Annotated in this window: 24 protein-coding genes and 2 pseudogenes; 14 read left to right on the top strand and 12 right to left on the bottom strand. The window is 72.5% G+C overall.

Going from position 1 to position 25,416, the window contains the following annotated elements; all coding sequences use genetic code 11:
• Positions 1-20: 20 nt before the first annotated feature.
• On the bottom strand, positions 21-1,196 hold the full coding sequence (locus BU52_RS16000; protein WP_037934436.1) for a PP2C family protein-serine/threonine phosphatase: 1,176 nt from the start codon (positions 1,194-1,196) through the stop codon (positions 21-23).
• Positions 1,197-1,499: 303 nt separating this feature from the next.
• Here BU52_RS16000 and BU52_RS15995 point away from each other — a divergent pair, with 303 nt between their 5' ends.
• The 3 genes from BU52_RS15995 to BU52_RS15985 all read left to right on the top strand — a co-directional run bounded on the left by BU52_RS15995 (position 1,500) and on the right by BU52_RS15985 (position 3,484).
• Entirely contained in the window at positions 1,500-2,114 is a 615-nt protein-coding gene (locus BU52_RS15995; RefSeq protein ID WP_037934667.1) for an ABC transporter ATP-binding protein, read from the top strand.
• Positions 2,111-2,884, top strand: a complete 774-nt coding sequence (locus tag BU52_RS15990) for a hypothetical protein (RefSeq protein WP_037934433.1) — start codon at positions 2,111-2,113, stop codon at positions 2,882-2,884. Before BU52_RS15995 ends, BU52_RS15990 begins: the two co-directional genes overlap by 4 nt.
• A gap of 147 nt (positions 2,885-3,031) precedes the next feature.
• Positions 3,032-3,484 (top strand): iron chaperone, encoded by a 453-nt coding sequence (locus BU52_RS15985; RefSeq protein WP_037934430.1) that lies wholly within the window; start codon positions 3,032-3,034, stop codon positions 3,482-3,484.
• Positions 3,485-3,549: 65 nt separating this feature from the next.
• Here the strand turns inward: BU52_RS15985 and BU52_RS15980 are convergent, their stop codons facing one another.
• The 5 genes from BU52_RS15980 to BU52_RS15960 all read right to left on the bottom strand — a co-directional run bounded on the left by BU52_RS15980 (position 3,550) and on the right by BU52_RS15960 (position 9,564).
• Entirely contained in the window at positions 3,550-6,342 is a 2,793-nt protein-coding gene (locus tag BU52_RS15980; RefSeq protein WP_037934427.1) for an ATP-binding protein, read from the bottom strand.
• A gap of 124 nt (positions 6,343-6,466) precedes the next feature.
• Positions 6,467-7,009: a DUF1360 domain-containing protein gene (locus tag BU52_RS15975; protein WP_037934424.1), complete on the bottom strand. Its 543-nt coding sequence runs from the start codon at positions 7,007-7,009 to the stop codon at positions 6,467-6,469.
• On the bottom strand, positions 6,993-7,931 hold the full coding sequence (locus tag BU52_RS15970; protein ID WP_037934422.1) for a Rieske (2Fe-2S) protein: 939 nt from the start codon (positions 7,929-7,931) through the stop codon (positions 6,993-6,995). Before BU52_RS15970 ends, BU52_RS15975 begins: the two co-directional genes overlap by 17 nt.
• Before the next feature lie 178 nt (positions 7,932-8,109).
• Positions 8,110-8,427 (bottom strand): hypothetical protein, encoded by a 318-nt coding sequence (locus tag BU52_RS32790; RefSeq protein ID WP_051858273.1) that lies wholly within the window; start codon positions 8,425-8,427, stop codon positions 8,110-8,112.
• A gap of 48 nt (positions 8,428-8,475) precedes the next feature.
• Complete coding sequence (locus BU52_RS15960; protein WP_235216349.1) at positions 8,476-9,564, bottom strand: hypothetical protein; 1,089 nt, start codon at positions 9,562-9,564, stop codon at positions 8,476-8,478.
• 249 nt (positions 9,565-9,813) lie between these two features.
• On the opposite strand from BU52_RS15960, the pseudogene BU52_RS36345 reads away from it, so the two are divergent.
• A pseudogene (locus BU52_RS36345) lies at positions 9,814-10,096 on the top strand (dihydrofolate reductase family protein); the annotation flags it as partial.
• A gap of 43 nt (positions 10,097-10,139) precedes the next feature.
• On the opposite strand, the gene BU52_RS15955 reads toward BU52_RS36345, so the two are convergent.
• A complete protein-coding gene (locus tag BU52_RS15955; protein WP_037934420.1) occupies positions 10,140-10,670 on the bottom strand; it encodes a hypothetical protein in 531 nt (176 codons plus the stop codon).
• A 241-nt stretch (positions 10,671-10,911) separates the two neighbouring features.
• On the opposite strand from BU52_RS15955, the gene BU52_RS15950 reads away from it, so the two are divergent.
• From BU52_RS15950 to BU52_RS15935, 4 genes are all read left to right on the top strand, one after another.
• Positions 10,912-11,397: a VOC family protein gene (locus BU52_RS15950; RefSeq protein WP_037934417.1), complete on the top strand. Its 486-nt coding sequence runs from the start codon at positions 10,912-10,914 to the stop codon at positions 11,395-11,397.
• Between the two features lie 171 nt (positions 11,398-11,568).
• A complete protein-coding gene (locus BU52_RS15945) occupies positions 11,569-11,853 on the top strand; it encodes a GlsB/YeaQ/YmgE family stress response membrane protein (protein WP_037934414.1) in 285 nt (94 codons plus the stop codon).
• Positions 11,854-12,053: 200 nt separating this feature from the next.
• The gene (locus BU52_RS15940) at positions 12,054-12,545 is read left to right on the top strand and encodes a hemerythrin domain-containing protein (protein WP_037934411.1); all 492 of its coding nucleotides are present in this window, start codon (positions 12,054-12,056) and stop codon (positions 12,543-12,545) included.
• A 172-nt stretch (positions 12,546-12,717) separates the two neighbouring features.
• Positions 12,718-12,957: a DUF6411 family protein gene (locus tag BU52_RS15935; protein WP_037934408.1), complete on the top strand. Its 240-nt coding sequence runs from the start codon at positions 12,718-12,720 to the stop codon at positions 12,955-12,957.
• Between the two features lie 128 nt (positions 12,958-13,085).
• Here the strand turns inward: BU52_RS15935 and BU52_RS15930 are convergent, their stop codons facing one another.
• The 4 genes from BU52_RS15930 to BU52_RS15915 all read right to left on the bottom strand — a co-directional run bounded on the left by BU52_RS15930 (position 13,086) and on the right by BU52_RS15915 (position 19,828).
• Positions 13,086-13,319 carry a hypothetical protein gene (locus tag BU52_RS15930; RefSeq protein WP_157847882.1) on the bottom strand — a complete coding sequence of 78 codons (234 nt, stop codon included), beginning with the start codon at positions 13,317-13,319 and terminating at the stop codon, positions 13,086-13,088.
• A gap of 138 nt (positions 13,320-13,457) precedes the next feature.
• Entirely contained in the window at positions 13,458-15,191 is a 1,734-nt protein-coding gene (locus BU52_RS15925; RefSeq protein ID WP_037934403.1) for a SpoIIE family protein phosphatase, read from the bottom strand.
• Between the two features lie 180 nt (positions 15,192-15,371).
• Positions 15,372-15,674, bottom strand: a complete 303-nt coding sequence (locus BU52_RS15920) for an STAS domain-containing protein (RefSeq protein ID WP_037934401.1) — start codon at positions 15,672-15,674, stop codon at positions 15,372-15,374.
• A complete protein-coding gene (locus tag BU52_RS15915; RefSeq protein ID WP_037934398.1) occupies positions 15,674-19,828 on the bottom strand; it encodes a SpoIIE family protein phosphatase in 4,155 nt (1,384 codons plus the stop codon). The genes BU52_RS15920 and BU52_RS15915 overlap by 1 nt, the downstream gene beginning before the upstream one ends.
• A gap of 404 nt (positions 19,829-20,232) precedes the next feature.
• Between BU52_RS15915 and BU52_RS15910 the strand changes: the two genes are divergently transcribed.
• On the top strand, positions 20,233-20,595 hold the full coding sequence (locus BU52_RS15910; protein WP_037934396.1) for an STAS domain-containing protein: 363 nt from the start codon (positions 20,233-20,235) through the stop codon (positions 20,593-20,595).
• 45 nt (positions 20,596-20,640) lie between these two features.
• Positions 20,641-20,757: pseudogene (locus BU52_RS33630) on the top strand (mycothiol transferase); the annotation flags it as partial.
• 57 nt (positions 20,758-20,814) lie between these two features.
• On the opposite strand, the gene BU52_RS15905 reads toward BU52_RS33630, so the two are convergent.
• Positions 20,815-21,531, bottom strand: coding sequence for a DinB family protein (locus tag BU52_RS15905; RefSeq protein ID WP_037934394.1), 717 nt, complete (start codon positions 21,529-21,531; stop codon positions 20,815-20,817).
• A gap of 247 nt (positions 21,532-21,778) precedes the next feature.
• Between BU52_RS15905 and BU52_RS15900 the strand changes: the two genes are divergently transcribed.
• The 4 genes from BU52_RS15900 to BU52_RS15885 form a co-directional block, all read left to right on the top strand.
• Positions 21,779-22,243 (top strand): DoxX family protein, encoded by a 465-nt coding sequence (locus tag BU52_RS15900; RefSeq protein WP_037934391.1) that lies wholly within the window; start codon positions 21,779-21,781, stop codon positions 22,241-22,243.
• 310 nt (positions 22,244-22,553) lie between these two features.
• Positions 22,554-22,904, top strand: coding sequence for a DUF4190 domain-containing protein (locus tag BU52_RS15895; RefSeq protein WP_235216348.1), 351 nt, complete (start codon positions 22,554-22,556; stop codon positions 22,902-22,904).
• Between the two features lie 841 nt (positions 22,905-23,745).
• Positions 23,746-24,093: a hypothetical protein gene (locus tag BU52_RS35305; RefSeq protein WP_157847881.1), complete on the top strand. Its 348-nt coding sequence runs from the start codon at positions 23,746-23,748 to the stop codon at positions 24,091-24,093.
• A gap of 259 nt (positions 24,094-24,352) precedes the next feature.
• On the top strand, positions 24,353-25,416 hold a 1,064-nt coding region (locus BU52_RS15885), incomplete at its 3' end, for a DUF4139 domain-containing protein (protein WP_157847880.1).

The following is a 25,416-nucleotide window of genomic DNA, read 5'->3' as shown; positions in this document are numbered from 1 at the left end:
CGTTCCGGCCGTCGGCGCCGTCAGTGCTCGGCCGGTCTGCGACGTCCGCCGTGCCAGTCCAGTATCAGGATCGTGGCGTCGTCCCTGAGGTTGCCGTGGCAGGCGTCGAGCACTGCGGCGGTCAGACTCCGGACGGCCTCGCGTGGATGCAGCGAACGGGTGTCGTGGGCGAGCGCCGCCAGGTCCACGGCCGCGGCGCCGCGTTCCTGCATCCCGTCGGTCAGCAGGATCAGCCGGTCTCCGGGCCGCAGTTGCAGTTCCTGCAGACGATAGGGGGTGGGCGCCGCCACACCGAAGGGCAGGTTGACGGCGAGTTCGACCTCTTCGACGGTGCCGTCGCGCAGGCGCAGCGGCCGGGGATGACCGGCGTTGACCAGTTCACAGAGGCCCGTCTCGAGTTGCACGCACAGCAGCTGGCCCGTGGCCAGGCCGCGGCTGTGGTTCAGCAGGGCCTGGTGCGCGTGGTTGGCCTGCAGGAGGGCGTCGCAGCCACCGCGGCGTGCCCGTCGCAGCGCGCCGACCAGCAAGGTGGCCAGCAGGGCCGAGTTGGTGTCGTGGCCCATGGCGTCGGTGACCGACAGGTGCAGGGTGTCGCGGTCGAGGGCGTAGTCGTAGGTGTCGCCGCCGATGTCGTCGGCCGGGACCAGCCCGGCGGCGAGGGTGAACTGGGCCGCCTCGCAGCACGAGGCGGACGGGAGCAGCTGGTGCTGGATCTCCGCGGCCAGGCTGGTCTCGGTGGTGCGCCGGCCCAGGTGGTAGAGGTCGGTGAAGCGGCGGTCCGTGACGATGATGTAGGCCAGCGCGTGGGCCGCGTCGCGCACCTGCTGGAGCACGGTGTCGTCGGCGGACTGCAGGGTCACCTCCAGGACGCCGATGCAGTCGCCCCGGTTGGTGACCGGCGTGATGACGCGCCGCCCGCCCTGACCGTCGGGTTCCACGTGCTGGCGCTGGCTCCGCAGGACGCGGTCGTAGACGCTGCCGTGGAGGTCGATCGGTTCGTCGGAGTCCGCGATGCCGGAGGTCGGCGCGGTGAACCGGACGAGCCGCTGACCGACGAGGTCCACGAACAGAAAGGACACCTGCTCCGCACCGAACCGCTTCTTCAGATCGTCCGCCACGACATCGACGGACTCACCGGGCGGCGCCGCCTCCGCGGCGGCGAGCAACTCGCCCAGTTCCACGTCTCCACCTCTCACGACAACCTCCCGTCGACTGCCGCATCTTTTTCCCCGAGTTTCGGCGACCTCACCCAATGTGCCCTTTTACCTGGTCAGGACGGTCGACCGGGGTCTGCAGGCGTGGTGATATCTGGCATGAACATTCAGGACGGGCTCCGGATCCGCGTTCTCGGTGGCGGCTCACCTCCCGGTTCCGAGGGCGCGCCGCACACGGTCATGACGTTTCCCGACCGGCTCGTGCATCGTGGACTGGTCGGAACCTCCGCACTCCCCCGCCCTCCAGGAGCACCCGTGGCCGGTTCGAGCCCGCTGTCCGCCGACGTGGTGCTGCGCGTCACGGCGGTCCGCAAGAGCTTCGGGTCCCGGGAGGTCCTGCGCGGGGTGAGCTTCGAGGCGCGTGCGGGGCAGTTGGTGGGCATCGTCGGGGAGAACGGCGCCGGGAAGACCACGCTGCTGCGCATTCTCAGCGGCGACCTGCGCCCCGACGACGGACGCGTGGACCTGCTGGGCACCCGGGGCTACTGCCCGCAGCACCCGGTCCTTGACGAGGAGCTGACCATGCGCCAGCATCTCCGTCTCTTCCAGGTCGCCTACCGCCTCCCCGGTCCCGGCCGCGCGCTCCGGCTGATCGAGGGCCTCTCCGCGGCCGGCTATCTGGACACACCGGTGAAATTCCTCAGCGGCGGCACCCTGCAGAAACTGAACCTGGTCCTGGCCCTGATGCACGACCCGGACGTCGTGCTGCTCGACGAGCCCTACCAGGGGTTCGACTGGGAGACCTACCTGCGGTTCTGGGACCTCGCCCAGGAGCTGCGGGGCCGCGGCCGCACCGTGATCATCATCTCCCACCTCGCCCACGACGCCGCACGGCTGGACGTCCTGCACCAGCTGCACGACGGTGTCCTCGGCCCCTCCCCCACGGCGGACACCGCATGAGCGCCTACCTGGTCGCCACCCGCTACGCCCTGCTCGCCATGGCCAAGAACCGGCTGGCCGCCGTGCTCCTGATCGCCTTCATCCCGATGTGGATCACCGTGGCCAAGACCCTCACCACACCGAAGACGTTCCCCTTCCGGCTGCGTGCCACCGGGACGTGGCTGCGCGCCGGCGGTGACGAGATCACGATGATCAGCGGTTCCCTGAACGCCGTGTCCCTCCTCGTGGGATTCCTGATGTTCAGCGCCGCACGCCGCACCAGGGCCTTCGACCGTCGTCTCACCGCAGCCGGCTACCCCCGAACCGCCCTGACGGGCGCCAAGCTCACCACGCTCCTGGTCGCCTCGGTACTGGTCAGCGCCTACGCCACCGCCTGGATGCTGCTGTTCTGGACTCCCCTCCAGCCTTTCCTCCTGGGCCTTGCGGTCCTGGCGGACTGTCTGGTCTACGGGGCCATGGGCATGTGCCTGGCCCTCTTCCTCCGCGGTGAGGTCGAAGGGCTGGTCACGATCATCATGACCAGCATCATCGACCTCGCACCGCAGAACCCCGTCGCCAGTACCACGGCCGACAATCCGCTGGTCGAGCTGCTTCCGAGCTACGGTTCGCTCCAGACCAGCCTCGCCGCGGGCTTCACCGGGAACGTCACCCTGAGCCCTCTGCTCAACAGCACCGCCTGGCTGACCGCCATGACGGTCACGGCACTCGGCGCCTTCGTCCTCCGTACCCGCACCCACCAGCCCCCGCGGACGCACCCAGCCGGCTCCTGACCGTCCCGTCCGTGGTGGTGTCCGTGGTGGTTTCCGTGGTGGGCACGGAGGCGGTCCCTGGTGCTGATGGGAGAGCCTGTGACCACAGCGGGAACAGGGGCCGGCCGGCTCACGGGCCCGGCGGGACACCCAGCCACGGGAGGAATCATGAGCAGCACGAAGAGCGACGCGTACGAGGGGTTCACGGCCGAGGAACGGGCCGCGATGAAGGAGCACGCCCAGGAGCGGAAGGCCGCGGCGCGGCGCGGATCGCCCGCGGACAAGGCCGCGCAGGCGGAGCGGGACGTCCTCGGGAAGATCGCCGAGATGGAGGGATCGGACCGGGTCATGGCCGAGCGGGTGCACGCCGTCGTCATGGCCGCCTCGCCGGCCCTCACGGCGAGGCTCTGGTACGGCATGCCCGCGTACGCGCTGGACGGCAAGGTCCTGTGCTTCTTCCAAAGCGCGGCGAAATTCAAGGCACGCTACGCCACACTCGGCTTCAGCGACCGGGCGAACCTGGACGACGGCACGATGTGGGCGGCCGGCTTCGCCCTGACCGACGTCACGCCGCAGGTGGAGGCGCGGATCGCCGCGCTGGTGCAGCAGGCGGTGCGCTGACGGCCGGGCACGCGGTACGTGCCGGACGCGAGGTCAGGTGCGGGCCGCGGGGACCTGGAGCCGCGCTACCCGGCCGGCCCGGAACCGAGGCCGAGAGCGGCCAGCGCGGTCGTGCCGGCCGCTGTGTGCTCGCCACCGGCGAGCAGCAGCGTGCGCGCCGACTGGTAGGGGCAGCCGGCCGCATCGAACGCCTTGGCGGCCGCGAGCTGGCCCTGCAGGTCGCCGTCGAGCAGGGCCTCCGCCCGGTCCACCTGGGCTGTGGCGACCGGGTTGCCGGTGACCACGGTCCGTGCCGCGTGGATGCGGGTCCGGGCGTCGGGGTGGCCGGCGAGCACCGCCGTCTCCGCGCGGAGGGCCACGTACCAGTGCAGCCAGATCCAGCACACCCATTTCCACACCTCCTCCGGCTCCGGTGCCACCCGCTCCAGTGCCGCCTCCGCGTCCCCGTGGTGGAGCAGGACCGTGGCGTCGAAGACCGCGCCGTAGCCCTGTCGGTGCTGGACCGCCATGTCCGCCCGGTCGGCGATCGTGAGCCAGGCGGTCCGGGAGGCGGGGTCGCCGCGCAGCCCGTGGACCATGGCCACCGAAGCGGCCGCGGCACCCAAGGACAGTGACCGGGGCCGTCCGCCGTGCTCCCAGGAGTCGCGGAAGCGCACGCCGCGGGCGAGGACGTCGTCGGCCCGGCCGGCGAAGGCGTCCGCGACCAGCATCCAGGACGTGGCATGGTGGCCCGCCTCGGCCAGCAGCGGATGACCGGCGAGTTGTCCGCCCCACCGCCTGGCCTGCGGCAGGTCCCCGATGCCGAGGGCGGTCGCGGCGGCCATGGCGAGGGCGTCCGCCCACTCGTGCGAGACGGCGGGAGTGGGCGGCAGCGGGGCCAGGACCTCGGTGCGGCGCCTGGCGGCGGCCGCGACGGCGAAGGCGTCACCGGTCCAGCCGCGGGCGCCGGAGAGCGCGTCGAGAGCGGCGGACTCCGCGACCGCGTCGCCCGCGCGCCGGGCGAGGAGGACGGCCCGTTCGGCGTGCTCGACCGTCTCGCGCACGGGATTGTCCTCGTCCGTCTGCAGCGCGCCGAACGCGTCGGTGACGACGGCCGCCTCGGCCAGCGCGACGGCCGCCCGGGCACCGGGGGCGTCGCCCGCCAGTTCACGTGCCCGCGTCAGGAGGATCCGTACCTGGCCGGCCGGGGGGATGCGCGAGAAGGCAGTGGAGAAGCGGTACGCGACGGTGGCGGCGGCCGCCAGGTCACAGCCGGCCCGGACGTCGTCCCCGGCCCGGCGAGCGGCCTCCGCGGCGGCACGGTGCAGCCGGTACATGTCGTCGCCGGCCCTGCGGCACCCCGCCACCGCGGCGGCGTCACGCAGCGCCGCGGCCGCGGTGGCGGCCTCACCGGCGAGCCGCGCGGCCTGCTCGTAGCGCTGCTGGGCCTCGCCGAGCAGGTTGCGGGTGAAGGCCAGCCGCGCCAGGTACCGGGCGAGGCGGCAGGCGTCCTCAGGCCGTCCGGGCCGGTCGGCGGCCCACGCGAGAGCCGCTCTGACGTCGTCCGCCACCGCGTCGAACCGGGCGCGCCAGTCCGGGCCGTCGTCTTCCACGAGGGCGGCCGAGGTGGCCAGGCACCACTGGACGTGGCGGGACCGGACGACGGTCTGCTCGCCGGCGTCGGTGAGCCGCTGCGCCCCGTACTGGCGGATGGTGACCCGCGCGTCGTACCGGGTGCCGGTCCCGGACGGGGTGACCGCGAGCAAGCTCTGCTCCGCCAGTCTGCCGAGCCCGTCTATCACGGTGGACGCGTCCAGCGGGGCGAGCGCGGCGACCTCCGCGGCCGCCTCGGCGGTGAACGGTGCGACGAACACCGACACGCGGCGCAGCAGCGCCTTGTCCTGCGGCGCGAGCAGGTCGTGGCTCCAGTCCAGTACGGCCCGCACCGACCGGTGCCGGCCGTCGGCGCGGGCGCCGCCGGTGAGGGTCCGCAGCTGATCGGAGAGACCGGCGGTCAGGCCGTCGAGGCCGAGAGTGGACCAGCGTGCCGCCGCCAGTTCGATGGCGAGCGCCATACCGTCGAGCCGTTCGCAGATGGCCACGACTCCCTCGCTCACGGCGGGACCCGGCGGCCAGCCGACCGCCGCGGCCCGGTCCATGAAGAGGGCGACCGCGTCCGACTCGTCTCCGCCCTCCCGCGACAACGGGGGGACGGTGAAGACGCGTTCGAACGGCACCATCAGCCGGGCCCGGCTCGTCGTGAGGACGTGCAGGCGCGGACAGGCCGTCAGGAGCCTCTCCAAGAAAGGCGCCGCCCCGTCGCGTACGTGCTCGCAGTTGTCCAGCACCAGCAGCGCACGGCGGTCCGCCAGCGCGGCCAGCACGGCGTCGTCGATGTCGCGCCCGGGCTCGTCCCCCGCACCCACGGCCTCCGCCACCGCGGCGCCCACGCGCCGGGGGTCGGTGACCGGGACCAGATCGGCGAACCACACTCCGTCGGGGAACCGGTCGGCCACGTCGGCGGCGACCGTCAGGGCGAGCCGGGTCTTCCCCACTCCGCCGGGACCGGCCGCGGTCACCTGCCGGTGCGTCGTGACCGCGTCGGCGAGCTCGGCACGCTCACGCGCCCGGCCGACGAACGTCGTCAGCGGTGAGGGCAGGGCGGCCGCCCCGGTGCGCTGCGCCCGGGACAGGCCGGCCGCCTGCCGGGACAGCGCCCTCCGGTCGGGCAGGTGCAGCTTGCGCAGCAGTGAGGACACGTGCGACTCGACGGTGCGTACGGAGATGAACAACCGGGCGGCTATCTCCGCGTTGCTGAGGTGCTCCCCGAGCAGCGCCAGCACTTCGGCTTCCCGGGCGGAGATCATCGCAGTGGACACCGGGTCATTATCCGCGTCGCGTCGTGCGCGTCGAGCCGTTCAGGGCCCGTCGTACCGCCGGCGCCGGTCACCCCGCCCCCGGCCGCACCGGGCGGCGTACGTGCGCGCGGCCGCCGACGCGCGGTCACTCACCGGTCGTCCTGCTCACCAGCGCGCCGTACGCGAGCTGCAGGGCGTCCGCGCCGGCCAGGGCGGTCAGCGCGCCCATGGTGGTGCGGGTCGCGCGCGGCCAGAGCAACTGCCCGGCCGTGAGCGTCGAGGCCACCCAGACGCTCACGCAGAACGGGCAGGTCACCAGTTCGCCGACCGTGGCCCTGCGGTCGTCGGCCTGAGCCTCCTCGTGCAGTTCGGCCGGGCCCTGCGGGCCGACGAACGTGGTGAAAGGGGCTCTGAGCGGACTGGTCACCGATGCCTTGCTCAGCAGCCGGCTCAGTCGGAACGTCGCCACCGAGGTCAGGACCACGTCCCAGGGCAGGGGCCGGTCCGGCAGGGGACGCCCGCGCGTCCTCACCACGGTGGCCCATCCGGCCGTGTACACGCCGAAGGCCGCCATGGCGGCGACGTAGCCGCGCAGCGGGCGGTCGCTCCCCGCCGCATAGTCGTGTTCGGTTCGCCGCACCAGTCCCCTGAGACGTCGCGCGAAACGGCCGTCAGTCGCCGTGCCCATCATGCTCACCCCGTCCCGTTGCCGTCGCCGGCTCGCCCGTGCCGTGCTCTTCCGCCGTCTGGCCCTCGCCGCGCAGGCTGATCTCGACGTGCCCGGCGACGACGCGGCTGTCGAAGGCGGGCTGCGGCGCGGTGGCGGGACCGCGGACGTTCCAGCCGTCCGAGAGCCGGAAGACGCTGCCGTGCCAGGGGCACCGGACACACCCGTCGGCGACCGTCCCCTCGGACAGAGGTCCCGCCAGGTGACTGCACCGCTCGGCCAGCGCGTGGATGCTCCCGCCGATCTCGCGCACCACCAGGACCGGCACGTCGTCCACGGTGCGGCGCACGGGCTCGCCGACGGGGAACTCGTCCACGGTGCCGATCCGGTGCCAGCCCTCCCGCACGACGTGCGGCACCTCCTCGGCGTGGTTGGCGCCGGATGCCTGCCGGTACGCCATGTGGCCACCGAGCATGCCTCCCAGCCCGACCGCGGTCAGTCCGAGGAAGCCGCACGTGCGGCCTGCTCCGGCCCGCCCGGACAGGCGAAGGGCCAGCGAGGCCCCGTAGAGACCCACGGCCGTCGCGTTGGCGACGGCGTGCACCAGCCCGACCCTCGTCTGCCGGCGGCGCAGTTCCGCCCAGTCGACCGCGCCCGTCAGGGCGGCGGGACCGGCCGCCAGCAGCCCGACACCGACCAGGAGACCGGCGCCCCGGGAGGGGCCCGGCCTCAGATCCAGCACCGCGGCGGACATCCACGTGCCGATCGGGACCTGCACCATCAAGGGGTGTACGGGATGGCCGAGCCATGTGCCGTGCAGCGCGTCCCGTGCCCGGCCGAGCGGCAACGCGCGTACGCCGCCGACGAGCGCGTCGATCACCTTGTCCCTGCTGGGGTCGCGCTCCAGGGCGTCCAGCAGCCACAGCATCCGGTTCTGCCGCATACGGCGACGACCTGGCTTCTTGGTCATACGCGCAGGGTCCCCCCGGAGGGGGCGGGCAAACAGAGGGTGCCGACGACCGCCGGCGGGGGCACCATCCCGCGGGGCGCCCCATCCGGTGCCGGCCACCGTGGACGGCGTGACCCACCGGGTCCCGCACCACCTCGCGCCTCGTGCCCGCCTACCGGCGCGGCCTGCTGCGTCCCGAGGGCTGAGCATCCGTGTCGGCGGCGCCCCGCGCGAGACCCTGCTCCGCAGCGAGCCGGGTCTCGAGGCGGTAGTCGACGGTGACGTCGCGGTAGTCCTGACCTGCGACGACCTTCTCAGGGAGGTGGTCCCGGTCGCTGTGGCTGACCGACTCCCGTTCGCCGGTGCCGGAAAAGCGGACGGCGGTTCGGGGTTCCTCCGCGAAGCGGAGACGTTCGGAGCGGACCGTCGACCGGAACGAGATGTCCCACGTCGGCCCGTGCCCTTCCCCGTCTCCCGGGCCCGGGCTCATCCCGGCGGCGGCCCGGCCGGCGCCCTCCGGAGCCGGCGCGTCAGCCGTTCAGGGCGGCTCCTCCCCCTCTTCGGCGGCGCGGCGGCGACGGGGCCTCGGTGCCGGCTTCTCGTCCTCGGCACGCACCCGCCGCTTGCGGGTGCCGACTTGACGCCGGGCGGCAGGCTCCCCGCCCCCGGCTCCCGTCCTGCGTACCGCCCTCCGTTCCACCGGTGCCGCCCGGCGTGCGGCGCCCTCGGACGTTCCGGCTGTGTCCGCCGCAGCACGGCCACTTTCCGGAAGTGTTTCCTCCGCCCCTTCGGTCACGTTCCGGACCCCGCCGGCCGCGGTCCCGGCGACGCCGCCCACCACCTGGCCGGCCTCCCCCACCGCCTCCGGGACCACTTCACCACCGACGTCCTCGACGACCCTCCCGGCCCCGCGGCCGACGTCCGCGGCCACCGAGCCGACGCCGCGGCCCACGTCCTCAACGGTTCTCCCGGCCCCGCGGCCCACGTCCTCGACGGCCAGGCCGGCCCCGCGACCGACGTCCCGAACCGCGGCTCCGGCGCCCTCGCCCACGTTCTGGACAGCCCGGCCGGCGCCCGTACCCAGCTCGCCGACGGCCTGGCGGGCTCCGCCGCCGACGTCGCGTACGGCGGACCCCACGCCCCGTGCCAGCTCGTGGAGGATCTCCGGGTTGCGGTCGAGCGTGGTGAGCACCCGATCGATGATCATCGCGACGTTGTCGAGCCGCACCTCGAGCCGGGCCTGTGCCTCCACGCCCGTGATGCCCAGGTGGACCCGGCCGAGTGCGACGTCGGCACCCACGTTCAGCTTCAGCAGATCCAGCACTTCGGCCTGCAGCGAGACGTGCGCCCGCAGGTTCTCGACGTCCAGGTCGATCTCGTCGACCTTCAGCACCGGAACGTCCAGATAGACGTCCGGATGCACACCGGTGGCGCTGGTGGCCGTGTCCGCCGTGGCGTAGGCGTCCGGCTCCTCGTCGTGCGGCTCGGGCTCGGTGTACTCGTCGAGGTCCTCGGCATCGGGCTCGTCGACGTACGGATCGTCCCCTGCCGGGGAAGCCCCGCCGTTCCGGATCTCGTCCTGCATCACCGCACCTCCCCGGTTCACCGGCACGTCCTGTCGTTCCATCTTGCTTCGTCCTGGGGATCAGTGCGCGGTCAGAGCCGCACCGGGGGGGAGGGGCCGCGGCCCGGCTCACCGGTCTTCCGGCCTCGTGCCGGCCCACGGTCCTCATCGGCCCGGGCCACCGGGCGACCCATGTCGGCTGCGCCCGCTCCGCGAAGCGGCGTACACCGGATCGCGCCGGGGGCCCGTGAGCGCCCGCCTGCCCCTCATGACGAACTCGTCCAGGGCCCGTGCCGCACGGCATTCGGCACAGTGCACACCTGGATGTTCGACACCCCTGACGAGAACCGGGCCGACATCGACCGGTTGTCCCACGCCGGGGCGTTCGTCATCGGGCGCAACATGTCCGGTCCGGTGCGAGGCGCGTGGGAGCGGCCGTGGAACGGCTGGTGGGGGGCAATCCGCCGTTCCACGCGCCGGTGTTCGTGCTCACCCACCAAGCGCGCGAGCCCCAGCCGGTGGAGGTGGCGCCAACACCACCAACCGGTTCCTCGCCGCCGGCCTGGTCGACGAGCTGCGACTGCACATCGTGCCGTCCTCGCGCTGACGGCCGGCCTCTGCGGTCGCCGCATCGGCGGTCACTTGATCAGAGCGTTCGCGGCGATGATCACCAGGCCGATGAGCATGTCGCCGGCGCCGGCCCGGAGGGACGCCGGCCACCCGCGGCCCGCGCGACGTGCCGTCCACATCCCGGCCCCCGCCAGGATCAGGGTATTGATCAGCAGCGCGGTGGTCACGGCCTCGCCCTCCGTCCACCAGGAGGGCACCGCGGTCAGCAGGACGACCACGGTCGGAACCGCCGCCGCGACGACCGGCCACTCGGCGAGCATGGCGCGGAACCCGACCTTGAGGCCGCTGTGGTCCGTCGACATCCGGTGCGCGAGAACGTGGGCGTAGCCGTGGGCCGCCGCGGCCGCGAGGGCGGTGAAGAGGACCCACACCGCGTCGGATCCGGGGTCGGTCTGCTCGTCCGGGGAGTCCAGGGCGGCTGCCAGCGCGCCGGCCAGGACCAGGCCGTAGACGCCGCTGATCAGCCGTGGCTCCGGTGGCTGCGGGCCCGCCGCCCGCGAGACGTTCGGCCGGGGAGAACGGTGGGCAGGATCGTGCATCGCGACGGCCTTCGGTGAGAGGGGTGGAACAGGACCGCTCGGCGCCGCAGCGGGGGAACGGGACCTGACCGCGTGGGTGAGCCGTGCTCCCGGCTCAACTTCCGTGACCCGCGGAAGCAACGCCTGATCCCGCAGCCTGCCCCCTTCGCCCGGCCGGCGCTTGACCTGAAGCGGGCTTGAGTTTCTACGTTCGTTCCTCAGCCGCGGGAACCGACCTGCGGTGTCTTCGAGGAGGTTCGTCATGGCCGGCCGCGCAGTGCACACCGGGATTCCCGACCGTTATCGCTACGCCGTGATCCCGCACATCATGGTCGACGACGCCCCCTCAGCGATCGACTTCTACCAAAGGGCCTTCGGTGCTCGCGAGGACTTCCGGATCGACGCACCGGACGGTGGGATCCTGCACGCCGAGATCACCGTCGGACGGTCGACGCTGATGCTGGGCGACGCGAGCGTGGAGGAGGCGGAGGCGGGGGCCTTCGCCTCACCGGCCTCCCTCGGCGGGGGCACTTCCGTCACGCTGCACGTCTTCGTGCCGGACGTCGACGGCCTGGCGGAGCGGGCGGAGGCGGCCGGCGCCGAGATCCTCCAGCCGCCGACGGACATGTTCCACGGTGACCGCACCGTCATCCTCAAGGACCCGTCAGGTCACATATGGGTCTTCCTGACCCACCTGGAGGACGTCTCGGAGGCGGAACTCCGGCGACGTCTGGGCGCCACCGACTGAACCCCAACTCGTGCGGCCTCAAGGGCACTTGGCATATCCGACAGGTGTGACCCCGTTGATTGCCCGTCAGTTCCGTTCGAAGACTCGCCCGGCTTTGCCGTCAGATTTTTGTTAGGAGCCGCGATCCGGGGAACACGGTTGTCGAAGCGACAGCTACAAGGAGAGTGTGAGATGGGAATCATCGCGTGGATATTCATCGGTCTGCTCGCCGGGGCCATTGCCAAGGCGCTCATGCCGGGTAAGGACCCGGGCGGGATCATCATCACCATGCTCATCGGTATCGCCGGAGGGCTCCTGGGAGGCTTCCTCGGCAAGGTGATCTTCGGTGTCGATTCCATCGACGGTTTCTTCGACCTTTCCACCTGGATCGCGGCGATCATCGGCTCCGTCATTCTCCTGGCGCTGTACCGAGCCTTCACCGGCCGCGGGCATCGTCGCGGACACGCCCACGCCTGACGGCACCCCGGTCGGCGAAAGCCGGCCCGGAACATTCCGACGTGCCGCATTCGAGCGCTCCCGTCTTCGGACGGGGGCGCTCGCGCGTGCACACACGTATGAGGCCGGGTGACCGTTCCCGGAAAGTCAGGAGTACTCAATACGGCCGGACGGGGCATGCGGTAGGCGCAGAGTTTCTCCCAGGAAAGGAGCACAGTCCCATGGCCGAGACTTCGGACGTCGTCGAACTCATCCTCCAGGACCACCGGCGTATGGAGGACCTCTTCCGCGAGATGCGGAGTGTCGAGGCCGACCGGGCCTCCGCGCTGCGCGAGTTCGCGGGCCTGCTGGTCGCGCACGCCCTCGCCGAGGAGACCAAGGTGTATCCCGCTCTGAAGCGGTACAAGAACGTCGACGACGAAGAGGTCGAGCACGGGGAGCACGAGCACGAGGAGGGGAACAAGGCCCTGCTGGAGCTTCTCGAAGTGCGAGAGATCGGCTCCGAGGAGTGGGACGCGAAGCTGGAGGAACTCGTCGAGGCCGTGACCCATCACGCCGACGAGGAGGAGCGCACCATCCTCAACCAGGCGCGGGAGAACGTGGCGACGGAGCGGCGTGCGGAGCTGGGCGCGGCCTTCCGGGAGGAACGCGAGCGCCGGCTGAAGGCCGACTGCGGCTCAGTGGAGAACGTACGCCGCATCGTCGAGGCCTGACCCCGCGGTCGGCGAAAGGGCCGGGCCCACCGGGCGCGCCCGGCCTCCATGCCGCTTCCCCTCCCGCCTCGAGCGCCGACTTGGGGCGCGTGTCCGGCCGGAATCGGGGCAAGCGGTGTCACACGGACCAACCGGTCCGGCATCCCCGTCACTGACTCTGGAGGCCCTCACCATGGTCGTCGGCATCGTTGTCGTCTGCGTCGTCATCGCGATTCTCGCCTTCCTCGTCCCACGTCTGTCGCGACACCCGCAGAACGGAACGCAACGCGTCCTCGGCGTCGGCTCCCGGGCCGGGTCCAAGGCCCCTGGCCCGCTCGGGCGCCTCTTCAGCAAGCCCTTCCGCTCCAGTTCCCGCGCGGTCGGCCGCAGCGGCTCCGCGGGGCGACGGGCGCGGGGACGGCTGCCGTTCTGACCTCCGGAGGACCCAAGTCTCCTGAGGCACAAGCCGATTGACACCGAGAGCCCCTGCACGCCGAACCCGGTTCGGGTTCGGCGTGCAGGGGCTCTCGGTGTCCGGCTCAGCGGCTGCCGCTGCGCCGGTCAGGGCTGGTCGGCCTGTGCGTTCACCGTTCCTCCCGCCCGGGCCGCGGTAACCCGCGTGCCGGCTTCCCACAAGCACCAGGTCGACCACAGCAGCAGGACGAGGAAGACGGCGAGCAGCCCGAGCAGCACCACCGTCTGCCGTGCCGAGCCCCCGCCCTGGACCGCGGTCAGCAGCAGACAGAAGGTCCAGGCGACGACCCCTCCCGCGTACACGCCCCTGAGCTGTCGCAATTGACTCGTCCTGTCCAACGTCACCCTCCCGGCCGTGGCATCACGCATTGCCCTGCCGGTACCCCCGTCACGCGGCTTCACCGCACGCGATCGCGCCGAAACCGGGGACCCGCGCGCCGGTGCGGCCGGATGTGTTCTCTACGCGGGCCCGGGGCGGGTGCCGACCCGCAGTGCCAGGAGGGCGACGTCGTCGTCGTTGTCGGCCGGCCGCGTCCTGCTGAGCAGTTCGTCGGTGAATGACTCCACCGGCCGGTGGGCCAGGGAGGCGGCATGCCGGCGCAGGCGCTCCAGGCCCTCGTCGATGGAGTGGCTCGGCGATTCGACGAGTCCGTCCGTGTACAGCACGAGGGTGGAACCCAGTGGCAGTGTCTCGGAGCTGTCCGAGCGCGGCCGGTTCGCGCCGGTACCCAGGAGCATGCCGCTGCCCTTCGCGAGGTAGCGGGCCACCCCTTCGCGGGTGACCAGCAGCGGTGGCGGATGGCCCGCGTTGGTCCACTGCAGTTCCCACTGCCCCTCCTCGCCCGGTACGAGGGTGGCGAACACGAGCGTGGCCATGGAGACGTCGGTGATGCTGAGCACCGCCCGGTCCACGCGCTCGACGATGCGGCTGGGGGGTTCCTTCTGGGACCAGGCGTAGGAGCGCAGCACGTTCCGCAGTTGCGACATGCCCGCCGCGGCGTCCAGGTCGTGTCCGGAGACGTCGCCGATCACGAGGGCGGTGGCGTCGTCCGAGAGTGCGAAGGCGTCGTACCAGTCACCGCCGACGTGGGAGGCGTCCGGCGCGGGCAGATAACGGGAGGTCATCTCCAGCCCCGCCACGCGCGGAAGCTGTGGCAGCAGGTACCGCTGCATGGTTTCGGCCACCTTGCGCTGCCGCTGGTAGAGGCGGGCGTTGTCCAGGGCCAGGCCGGCGCGCCGGGTGATGTCCTCCACCAGGGCGAGATCGACGGGCGTGAACTTGTCGGGGCGTTCGGACCGGCCCAGGGTCAGGGCCCCGAGGACCTCCCTCAGGCCCCGGATCGGTGCGATGGCCGCCGAGTGCATGCCCGTCACCTCGAAGAGGCGGCGCTGCTCGACCGCGATGGCGGTGTCGGGCGACCGCTCGTACGTCTGCGGTTCGGCGATCGTCGAGGCCACGCCCCGAAGGGCCCGGGACAACGGCATGAGTGATTCGGCGGGCACCGGCGCCATCGGCCCCTCGAGATCCCTCCGGGACACCGCGGTGCCGTTCTCCATGTGCACCACCTTGGTGCGCCACACCTCGTCGCGTTCGCTGATCAGGTCGATCACCGCCCAGTCCGCCAGCCGGGGCAGGACGAGGGAGACGAGGCGCTGGAGTGCCTCGTCGACGGACAGGGTGGAGGTCAGCTGCGTGGTCATCTCCGCCAGCAGCGCGAGCCGTTCGAGTTCCTGCAGCAGTCCGTCACCCGGATCGGGCCGTGCCGCGAGGTCGGCGGGCTCCTCCCGGGGCTGGAACAGGACGAGCGTGGAGGCGTCGTCACCACCGAGGTCGACGGGACTGAGCGTCCATGACACGGCCATCAGTGATCCGTCGCCACGCTCGAACCACTCCAGATCGGCCTGGGCCGGACGCCCCGCCATGAAGGCCGGCCGCATGCGGCACTGCACCCTGGGAATCGACTCCCCGCGGGCGTTCCGGTGCAGCAGGTCGTGGGCGTCCCCTTTGAGGAGCTGCTCGGCGGACCGGCCGAGCCACCGCTCGGCGACGGCGTTGACGGCCATGATGTGGCCCTGCGCGTCCACGACGTAGGCACCCGTGCCGAGGACCGCGATCATGTCACCGACCGCTGGACCGGGGGTCACCCCGGCGTGCTGGTCGCCGGGGGCGCGCTCACCACGCGCAGCCGCCATGTCCCCTCCTCACCGGCCGGTCGGTCAACAGTTTGCCCACAGAATTCCACGGCTCCGGGCGCTCGGCTCGGCCCTGGCCATATACCGGAAGGCGGGATGTTGCCTTCAGATCATCACACGTTCGACACGCGTGCCGGTTCGCGGGTCATGCTCCGGGCGCCCCCGGCAGGTGGTGTCCGGTCATGGTCGGAATGACTCCACCCTGTGCACCGTGGCCACGTCGGCGAGGCCGGACACCTCGAGCACGGGCGTCAGGAGGGGTGTGGCGATGACTTCGATGCGGTCGATGTGGGAGAAGAGAACGCTCAGACCGGCGCTGTCGAGGTACTGGACGGCGGTGAGGTCGAGGACGAGCGGCCCCTCGGTGGCCTCGATGGCGGACGCCAGGGCGTCGGTATTGCTCATGTCGATCTCGCCGACGACCGTCAGCTGGGCCGTGCCGTCGGGTCGCCGACCGGACGTGAGGGTGAGCTGCGTGGTCATCAGGCGATCCTCGTGTGCATGTCGACAGTGGTGCCGGCCGCGCCGGACGTGATGGTGACCTGGTGCATGAGGGCGCGCATCAGCGCCACGCCTCGTCCTCGGTGGGTGTCGATCTCGGGCTGGGGCGCCTTCCAGCGCCCGGAGTCGGTGACGGTCAGGCGCAGGGCGTCGGCCCGGGCTTCGGCACGGAGCCGGATGGCGCCGCCGGGGCGGTCCCGGTGACCGTGCTCGATGGCGTTGGCGCAGGCTTCGCCCGACGCCACCAGGACGTTCTGCACCATCCGCGGCGTCAGACCGCACTGGACGAGCCAGCTACGCAGGGCCTTGCGCACCGGCGCGAGCTGGGACGAATCGGCGGGGAAGGCCACATCGAGCGGCCCGGGGTGCCGGTAGAGCAGCAGCGCGACGTCGTCGTCGTAGCCGCCGGCCGGCGCGAGCCGGGCCATGACCCTGGTGGCGAGGTCGCCGACGGCGGCGGCGCGGCCGGCCTGGACGGCCTCGCCCGCCTGGCGGATGCCGACCGTCAGCGGGCGGCGCCTGCGCTCCACCAGCCCGTCGGTGTACAGCAGGAGTGTGGCCCGGGCCGGCACCGTGCAGATCCCCTCGGGACGGTCGCGGCCGGGCCGCACGGCCAGCGGTACGGATCGTCCCTCGTCGAGGAGACGGACGCCTCCGTCGGGTGGGGCGAGGATGCCCGGCGGGTGTCCCGCGCTGGCATAGGTGAGCCGGCCGGTGTCGGGGCTGAGGACGCCGCAGAAGACCGTCGTGCTCCTCGCGCCGGGCACACCGGCGGCGAAGCGGTCCAGCGCCGTCAGGACCCGGCCGGGCGCGGCGTCCTGGAGCAGCAGGGCGCGGCAGGCGCTGCGCAGCTGACCCATCACGGCGGCGGCCGCCAGGCCCCGTCCGACACAGTCGCCGACGACGATCCCGATGCGGCCGTCGGGCAGGGGGACGACGTCGTACCAGTCGCCGCCGACCTCCAGGGGGCGGCCGGCGGGTTCGTAGCGGACGGCGAAGCCTTCCGGAAGATGGGCCGGCCCCAGGATGGCCCGCTGGAGGGCGAGCGCCGTCTCGCGCTGCTGGTCGATCTGGTGCGCCCTGGCCAGCCCCTGGGCGAGCTGGCCGGCCAGGAGCGACAGCAGGAGCTGGTCCTCGTCGGTGAACGGCCGACGGTCCCCGAGGTCGACCCACACCACCATCGCGCCTTCGGGGTGGTTGACGGTGATGCCGGCCCCGGTGGGGTCGTCCAGGGGCGTGAGGACGGACCGGCCGAGCCACGCGGTGAGCGTGTCGCGGCGCTCGGCGGGCAGGTCCTCCCACCGCAGCCCGGGATCGGTCGCCGTCACGGACGGTTGCCGGTCGGGGGCCGAGACGACGGCGAGCACCCGTTCGGCGCGCCAGAGGCTCTTGAATTCCGCCAGGGCCCCCTCCAGGGCCTCCGTGAGGCTGGTGGCCTGCGTCAGCCGCATGCCCAGGGCAGCCTGGGCGCTCTTGCGCTGGACGGCGTAGTGCTCGGCGGTCACGTCACGGAAGGTACCCACCGTCACCCGGCACCCGGTGTCCGGGTCCTGCGCCTGGTTGAACGTGGCCGTCACCCACAGTCGATGGCCATCACGGTGGGTGACGGGGATGGTGTAGAAACCCTTGGGGTTGTTGAGGAGCTGGGAGAACGCCTCTTCGACCTGGCGGTGCGCCTCGGCCTCGGTGACGGCGTCGGGCCACCACGGGTGGACCGGCCGGTAGGGCAGGCCGTCCGGGGTGAAGCCGAGGATGTCGGTGAAGGCCGCGTTGATCTCGACGACCGCGCCGTCCTCGTCGCAGACGAAGAAGGCCTCCTGCATCGAGTCGACCAGCGCCGTACGCCAGCGCGCCTGGTGCGTACGCAGACGGGACAGCTCGACGTTGGCCCGTACCCGGGCGAGCAGTTCGGCCGCGGCGAACGGTTTGACCAGGTAGTCGTCGGCACCGGCCTGCAGCCCCTCGATGGACGCCTCCTGCCCGGCCCGCGCGGACAGCAGCACCACCGGCACCGACGCGGTCCGCGGATCGGCCCGCAGTGCCGCCACGAGACCGCGGCCGTCGAGGCCGGGCATCATGACGTCGCTGATCACGAGGTCCGGGGCGTCGGCGCGGACCGCCTGCAACGCCGCCAGGCCGTCCCTCACCGTGTCCACCTGGTACCCCGCGCCGTCCAGCAGGCGGGCGAGGTACTCGCGCATGTCGGCGTTGTCGTCGGCGACCAGCAGGCGCGCGGGGACGGCACGGACCGAGGTGCCCGGGGTGTCGGCGACCGTCGTCACGGAGCGTGCCTCAGCGGCGGACTCGTCCGGCAGCCAGCGCAGCGCCTCCTGGACGTAGGAGGCGGCGGAGGACATCGCACGGCCGTCGCCGGGGGGCGCGAGGGCGTCCGCGGGGAGGTGCGCCGAGCCGAACGGCAGGCGCACGGTGAAGGTGGTGCCCTCGCCCTCGGTGCTGTCCGCCGTGATCGTGCCTCCGTGCAGCCCGATCAGTTCCTTGATCAGAGCGAGTCCGATGCCGCTGCCCTCGCTGGAACGGGACCGGGCGTTCTCGATGCGGTGGAACCGCTCGAACAGGCGGGGCATCTCCTTCTGGGACACGCCGATGCCCGTGTCGGAGACGGTGACGAGCGCGTGCGCGTCCCGGGCGCGGACGACGACGTCGATCGAGCCCTCGAAGGTGAACTTCAGCGCGTTGCTCAGCAGGTTCAGGATGACCCTTTCCCACATACCGCGGTCGATGTACACCGGGGCGGGGAGCGGGGGGCAGTCGACGCGGAAGTCCAGACCCGCCTTCTCGACGGCGGAGCGGAAGACGCTGGCCAGGTCGGCGGTGGTCCGGGACAGGTCGACCGGTTCATAGCGGGCCTGCATCCGGCCGGCCTCGATACGGGAGAAGTCCAGCAGTGAGTTGACCAGCTTGCCCAGGCGCAGCCCGTTGCGGTGAATGACCTCCAGTTCCTCGCGCACGCGGGCGTCGGCCCCCGCCAGCTGTGTGCGCAGCTCCTCCACGGGCCCCGCGATCAGGGTGAGCGGGGTGCGCAGTTCGTGGCTGATGTTGGAGAAGAAGGTGGTCTTGGCCCGGTCCAGCTCGGCCAGCTCCTCGGCCCGGCGCTGCTGTTCCTCGTAGCTGCGGGCGCTGGCGATACCCGCCGCGAGATGGCCGGCGGTCAGCGTGAGGAAGCCGCGGTGGGCGTCGTCCAGGGCCCGGTACCGGTTCAGCCCTGCCACCAGGAACCCGTAGGGCGTGTCGCCCTGGCGCAGCAGGGGCAGCACCAGGGCGTGAGTGGGTGGCTGCCGCCAGTGTCCGGTCGGCAGGTCCGTGAAGGGGGGCCCGTCGAGCGGGACGAGGGCCGACTCGCTGTGCGTCGGCGTCGCCACCGGCCAGACACCGGAACCGCCGGCCGGCAGGGTGGCGGGTCCGGCCGGGTGTCCCGGGGAGAGCCCGGCGGTGCCGGCCAGACGCGCGGAGCCGTCCGCCTGGAACAGATAGGTCAGCGTGAAGGGCAGGTCCTTCGCGTTGCGGCCCAGCTGCTGGTCGGCGAACGCCAGCACTTCCTGTTCGGTACGGACCACGCTGGGGTCGGAACCGAGGTCGCGCAGGGTCGCCATCCGGCGTTCGCCGATGACGCGCTTGGTGTCCTCGCTGACCACGCACAGCATGCCGACCACCGCCCCGGAGTCGTCACGCAGCGGGCTGTAGCTGAAGGTGTGGTACGTCTCCTCCGTGTAGCCGGACCGTTGCAGGAAGAGCAGCAGCCCCTCGTCCCAGGTCGCCTCCCCCGAGGTCATCACGGTGTCGATCCGCGGGGCGATGTCCTCCCAGATCTCCGCCCACACCTCACGCGCCGGCCGGCCCAGCGCCCACGGGTACTTGTCTCCTAGCGTGTCGCGCCGGTAGGCGGCGTTGCAGAAGAACGTCAGTTCCGGGCCCCACGCCATCCACATGGAGAAGCGGGACGACAGGAGGATGCTGACCGCGGTCCGCAGACTCTGCGGCCACTGGTCCGGAGGGCCCAGCGGAGTCGCCGACCACTCCACGCCGGCAAGAGCACGGCCGATCTCCTCGTCGACGGCGAAAACGTCCGCACCGGGCGCTGCCGCCGACCCGTGCCCAACGCCATCCGAGCGCTCCACTCGACACCCTTTCCTCACGCACTCGGGGCCACCGCGTCGATCAGGTCCCGGTCAGGACGACTCCGCCTCGACCCCTGTCACGCGTTACGACCGACCACCAGCCGGTACCCGGAAAAGAGCAGAAGTCACCATGTGTCACGATTTCCGTGACGCCCATGAGATGCACGGCCGATTGCCACGAGTTCGTAGGATAAGCCAATCGGTGGGGCAGGCTCGGACGGAGAGGCAGCAGAATCTAGGATCGGGACCACGATGACGGCAGGCGTCGCAGGGACACACCGACGCGCTCACCGGGGAACGTGCCGCCGACGGCTCGGCACTCGGCGTGACCGGCCCCACCCGCTTCACGGCCTCGCCCGGCCCGCACCCGCTCACCACCTCGAGAACCGCACCAAGGAGAACCCGTGACCGACTCGGACGAAATCTGCTCCGTCACGCCGCGCCGGATTCCGTCGGGCCCTTATGTCGTGGAGGTGGTCGGAGAGCTCGACCACCACACCGCCCACTACCTGTCCGAGGCAGTCAACGACGCACCGTTCGGCGACGAGGGGGTGGTGCTCGACCTGTCCGGCCTGACCTACTGCGACTCCACGGGCATCACGGCGCTCATCACCGCCTACCAGAGGGCACAGGCCACCGGCTCACCCCTCGGCCTGGCGGGGGTCAGCGCGGACCAGATGCGGGTCTTCCAGGTGGTCGGCCTCGACCAGGTGTTCACCTTCCACCCCACCACCGAGGAAGCCATCGAAGCTCTCCGGCGCGGATGACGCCGAACGGCGCCGCCCGGGTCGGGCGGCGCCGTGACATCCGGCCGACCCGGACTCACCGCCGGTGCGACCTCCCTCACGCACGTGATCGAGGAGAGCGGGCGCCACGCCGGCCACGCGGACATCCTCCGCGAGCTCGTCGACGGCACGACCGGTCGCTGACGACCGGTGCGACGGGGACCGTCCACGGCGGGGTGGGGTACGGAGGTCCCGGAACGCCTACCCGGACGTCGTGAAGCGGGTCCGCCACAGGTCGCGGAGCAGCGCCGTCTCGGCCATGTGGTGGATGAACTCGAGGTTGGCCCCCGCCAGTACGGTCACGTAGGGGCACTCCGCGTCGTTGCTGTGCGGGTACCGCGAGAAGCCGACCGTGTCGAGCTGCTCCTCGGTGACGGAGGCGACGCTGTCCCGCCAGCGGTCGATCGACGCCCAGAACCGCTCGAGTGCCAGGGCGGCGGAGGGGGTGAAGTCGACCAACAGGCCGGGGTCCTTCCGCTCGCCGAAGGTCCACTCCCATTGGCCCTCGAAGTTGGAGTGCACATGCCCCAGCCGCCACGCGATGGTGGCGACCGGCGAGGTGTCCGGCTCAGGCGGCCCTGTGTGGGCGAGGACCTGCTCGACCCGCTCGACACCGACGCTCCAGTCATCGGCGATCTTGGCGACCGTCATGCCGTCGGCGGCCTGCCGGACGACCTCCGCGTACTCGCTCGCCGGGATGTCCGGGGCGCCCTTGTCGAGCACCCATTCCCCCGGCCCGAACGCCCTGGGTGTGACCGCCTCGTCCCGGCGCCGGATCGACCAGCAGCCGGGCACCGGCTCCCACAGGTACTCGTCGTCGCCCAGTCCTGCCAGGCGGACCCGCGCCATCTCCCGCGCCTGGTCGAACTGGTCCAGCAGCAGGCCCAGCCGGTCGGTTCGCACGCCCTCGATCTCCATGCCTGGCTCCTTCGCGGTCGCGCCCGGTCCCTCGCCGGACTGCACCGGAAACTAACCGCTCACGGCTGCGGGACACGACCGGATTACGACGTGCGGGGCACTGCGTTCGGTGTGGCCGGACGCCCGGCCCACCGGGTCGAGCCGGTGAACGCAGGACCGGCTGAACCGCCGGCACACCGTGCACGTAAAAGAGGTGCGGACGGGCGCACGCCCGCGCCGCACCGACCCGTGCAAGGAGTACGCAGCGATGAGCACCAGACGCCTGACCGACCGGCTCTGCGACCACCAGCCTCTCGTTCTGGGCCTGTTCCGGATCGTCCTCGGCGTGTTGTTCACCAGTGAGGGCGCCGCCACGGTCTTCGGTGTGCTCGGCAGGAAGGCCGGCCCCACCGGTGACTGGCCGTTCTGGTACGCGGGCCTGATCGAGCTCGTCTGCGGTGCTCTCGTCCTCCTCGGAGTCGCCACCCGAAGCGCGGCGTTCCTCAGCTCGGGAGCCATGGCGTTCGCCTACTTCACCGAACACCAGAAGGACGGTCTCTTCCCGCTGCAGAACGGCGGCCTCGCCCCGGCACTGTTCTGCTGGGGTTTCCTCCTCCTGGTGTTCTTCGGGCCGGGCGCCCTGGCCCTGCCGGGCCTGCTGCGCCGCGGTGACACCGCCACCGGCCGTACAGCACCGCACCCCGCCCGGCCCGCCTCCGGGGAGGCCCGCTGACCCGGACACGGACGGGGCAGGCCGACCACCGGGGATCCGGCCCACGGACCGGCGACCGTGCTCGTCACGGCCGGCGCCGACGACATGACGGCGCCGCACCGCGTGCTCTCGGAGCGCCGGCCCGCTGACGTCCCGTGAGCGCCCCGTGAACGTCCCGTGCCGGGCCCACAGGCATTCGCCACCGGTATGAGGGCAACCGGCAGGTACGGCAACTCACTTGGACCGAAGCAGAGATGAGTGTGATGACATGTCCTTCCCGGAACACCCCCCGACGCGCACGGACTCCACGCAGACGCAGCGTGACACGGGCGTGAGTCGGGGCAACGGTCTGGCGATCGCCGCACTGGTTCTGGGCGTGCTGGCGGTCGTCCTCTTCTGGACCGTGTTCGGTGGATTCCTGCTCGGGCTGCTGGCTCTGGTCTTCGGCATCATCGGCGCCCGCAAGGCGCGGGGCGGCAGAGCCCCGCACGGCACGATGTCGATCGTCGGCGCGGTGCTCGGCGGGCTGGCGTTGATCGCCACCACCGTGATCATCGCGGTCGGCGCGTCGATCCTCAACTCGGACGAGTTCAAGAACTTCGACGACTGTGTCCAGCAGGCCGAGACGCGGAGCGAACGGGACGCGTGCGCCGAGGACTTCGACAGGGAAGTCAACGACTGACCGAGGACGGTGTCGGCCGGAACGGGGTGCTCTCCGGACGGAGGCACCCCGTCGTCGCCGGAACCTCGGCCGGCCCGGACCGACGGTGCGGGGCCGACTGCCGCAGACCAGGGGCCTCACCCGGACGGCGGTACAAGCGGGCGAACAGCACAACGTCCAGCCGACGCGGCAGGCGCCTCGCCAGGTCGCATAGGACAGTAGGACCATGAACCGTCACCGACGCCCGCCCCGACGTACCCCGTGGATCGCAGGAGGCGCCGCCCTGCTCGTCCTCGGCGGCCTCGGCGTGTGGGCGTTGGTCGCGCAGGACGGCGGCACTCCCCGCCCCACGCCCTCGAACCCGACCGACCTGGCCCTTCCCACCCTGGACCCACTTCCGTCCTGGACGTTCGGGACAGGCCTGCCGAGCACCTCGCCGGGGACACCCACCCGGACGCCGCCCTCCCCACCGGCGACGTCCCGCCCCCGGGAGACGGTCCCGCCGGGCCTGCGGCCCACGACGCGACCCGAGCCGGAGAGCCGACGGCCGGCGGCCACCGAAGCGGGGGTTCCGGGCGAGAGGCCGGCCACCCGCTCGGCACCGTCCGGCCGGGAGACCGGGCCCCGTGCGACCGCGACCGGCGGCCCGGGCGTCCAGGCCCCGCGGACGACGTCCTCGTCGGCACCGCCACCGGCGCGATCCCCCGGGCACGAGCCTTCGGCGCGGCCCACGGCGCCCGTGCCCCCGGCCCCGCCCGCGCGTCCGGAACCGGAACGGTCGCCGACGACGCGACCGCGGCCCACCACGCCCGTACCGCCGCCCCCCACCCTGACGCCCGCCCCGAAGCCGAGCGCGCCGTTCATGCCGACCCCGCCGACCGCGACGTTCACGCCGACCCCGCCGACCCCGCCGACCCCGCCGACCGCGACGTTCACGCCGACCCCGCCCGCCGCGACGTCCGTACCGGCGTCCCCCCACCGGAAGCACCCGACGCCCGCACCGACGACCGGCGCGCACAAGCCGGTGACCACCACCTGGTACACCTCTCCGGCAGCGGTGGCCGCCGCGCGGCGCATGGCCGCCGAGGGGACGGTGGGTGACCCCGCCTGCTCCCTGGCGGCCGTCGGCCGGCCGGACCCCGCTCTGGTTCCGCGGGACGAGCGCATCGGCATCGGGAGTCACGGCGGCTACTGGTGCCTGATCCGGTGAGACGACCGCGGCCGACCGGCGCGGGGCGCTCCGTCGGACCGCCGTCGGTCACTGGCCTGCCCCGCGACGACGACCAGGTCCGCGGTACCGAGCCGGGCGACTCTGTCGACGAACGCGCCGGGTGAGGTGCGCACATCGTCCAGAGGCTGCGGACCGGCGGCCGCCGACTCCTCCGGCCCGGACAGCGGATCAGCGGGGCGACACGGCACGGTACCGCGTAGGCTTCCCTCGGCACGGGCACGGCTGGGGGGAGCACAGGATGGCTGGGGCGGCTCCGAGGTGGGCGTCGGTTCTCGATTCGGTGGTGGTGTACGCGCAGGGCGCGCTGTGCCGCCGCGTGGCCCGGGGCCCGGTGCCCGCGGACGGTCGGGTGCGGGTGGCGGGACTGCCCCGCTCGCTGGACGCGGACTCGTTGCGGGCGCGCGTCGTCGATGTCTCCGGAGTGCGCGTCACCGAGGCCCGGGTGGAGGTCGGGGCCGAGCCGCAGGACTCCGACCGGGCAGGCGAGTTGCTGCGGGAAGTGGAGCGGTTGCGCGACGACTGCGACGCGGCGCGGGGCCGCCGGGACCGGCAGCTCACCCTGATCGAGGAGATCGGTGCGCTGCGTCCGGTGCCTCCGGCCCGCAGGAAGGACGACCCGCATCGTCGCACTCCGGTCGACGCGTGGCTGGACCTGGCCGATTTCGTCGACGAGCGCCTGACCGGGTTGCACGGCAGGCTCCGCGAACTGGAGGAGGAGCTGCGCCGGGTCGAGCACGAACTCACCGTGGCGGTGGACAGGCACGCCCGTGCCTCCACCGACGCGCCGGAAGCGCACGTGGCCACCTCGGTCTGTGCGGTCCTGACACTCGACGGTGCGCACGGCGCCGAGGTCGGGGTGGAGGTGGAGTACGGGGTGCCCGGCGCCGTGTGGGTGCCCGCCTACCGTCTCGCGCACCGTCAGGGGGACCAGGACGGGCGCCTGTTGCTGCGGGCCTCGGTCGCCCAGCGCACGGGTGAGGACTGGACCGGGGTGCGCATCGCCCTGGCCACCGCCGACCTGCGCCGTCGCACCGAGCTGCCCCGCCTCCGCTCCGTCCGTATCGGACGCAGCCAGCCCGCCCCCGCTCCGCCGGGCTGGCGTGAGCATCCGGCGGGACTGGCCGGTCTCTTCGCCGGTTACGACGCGGCGGGCCCTCGGCCGGGCGGCACCGCCGCGGCCTCCATGGTGGGGACCGCTCCCGTGGCCGGCCGGATGCCGCCGCCGCCCGCGCCGGCGGGTTACGGCGGGCCGCCCACCGCATCGCCGTTTGCGGGTGTCGCCGAGGAGCACGTCCCGCAGGC

Source organism: Streptomyces toyocaensis, from assembly GCF_000725125.1.
In the GTDB taxonomy this organism is placed as follows: domain Bacteria; phylum Actinomycetota; class Actinomycetes; order Streptomycetales; family Streptomycetaceae; genus Streptomyces; species Streptomyces toyocaensis.
The sequence above is the reverse complement of the archived record's forward strand: the minus strand, read 5'-3'. Positions and strand labels throughout refer to the sequence as shown.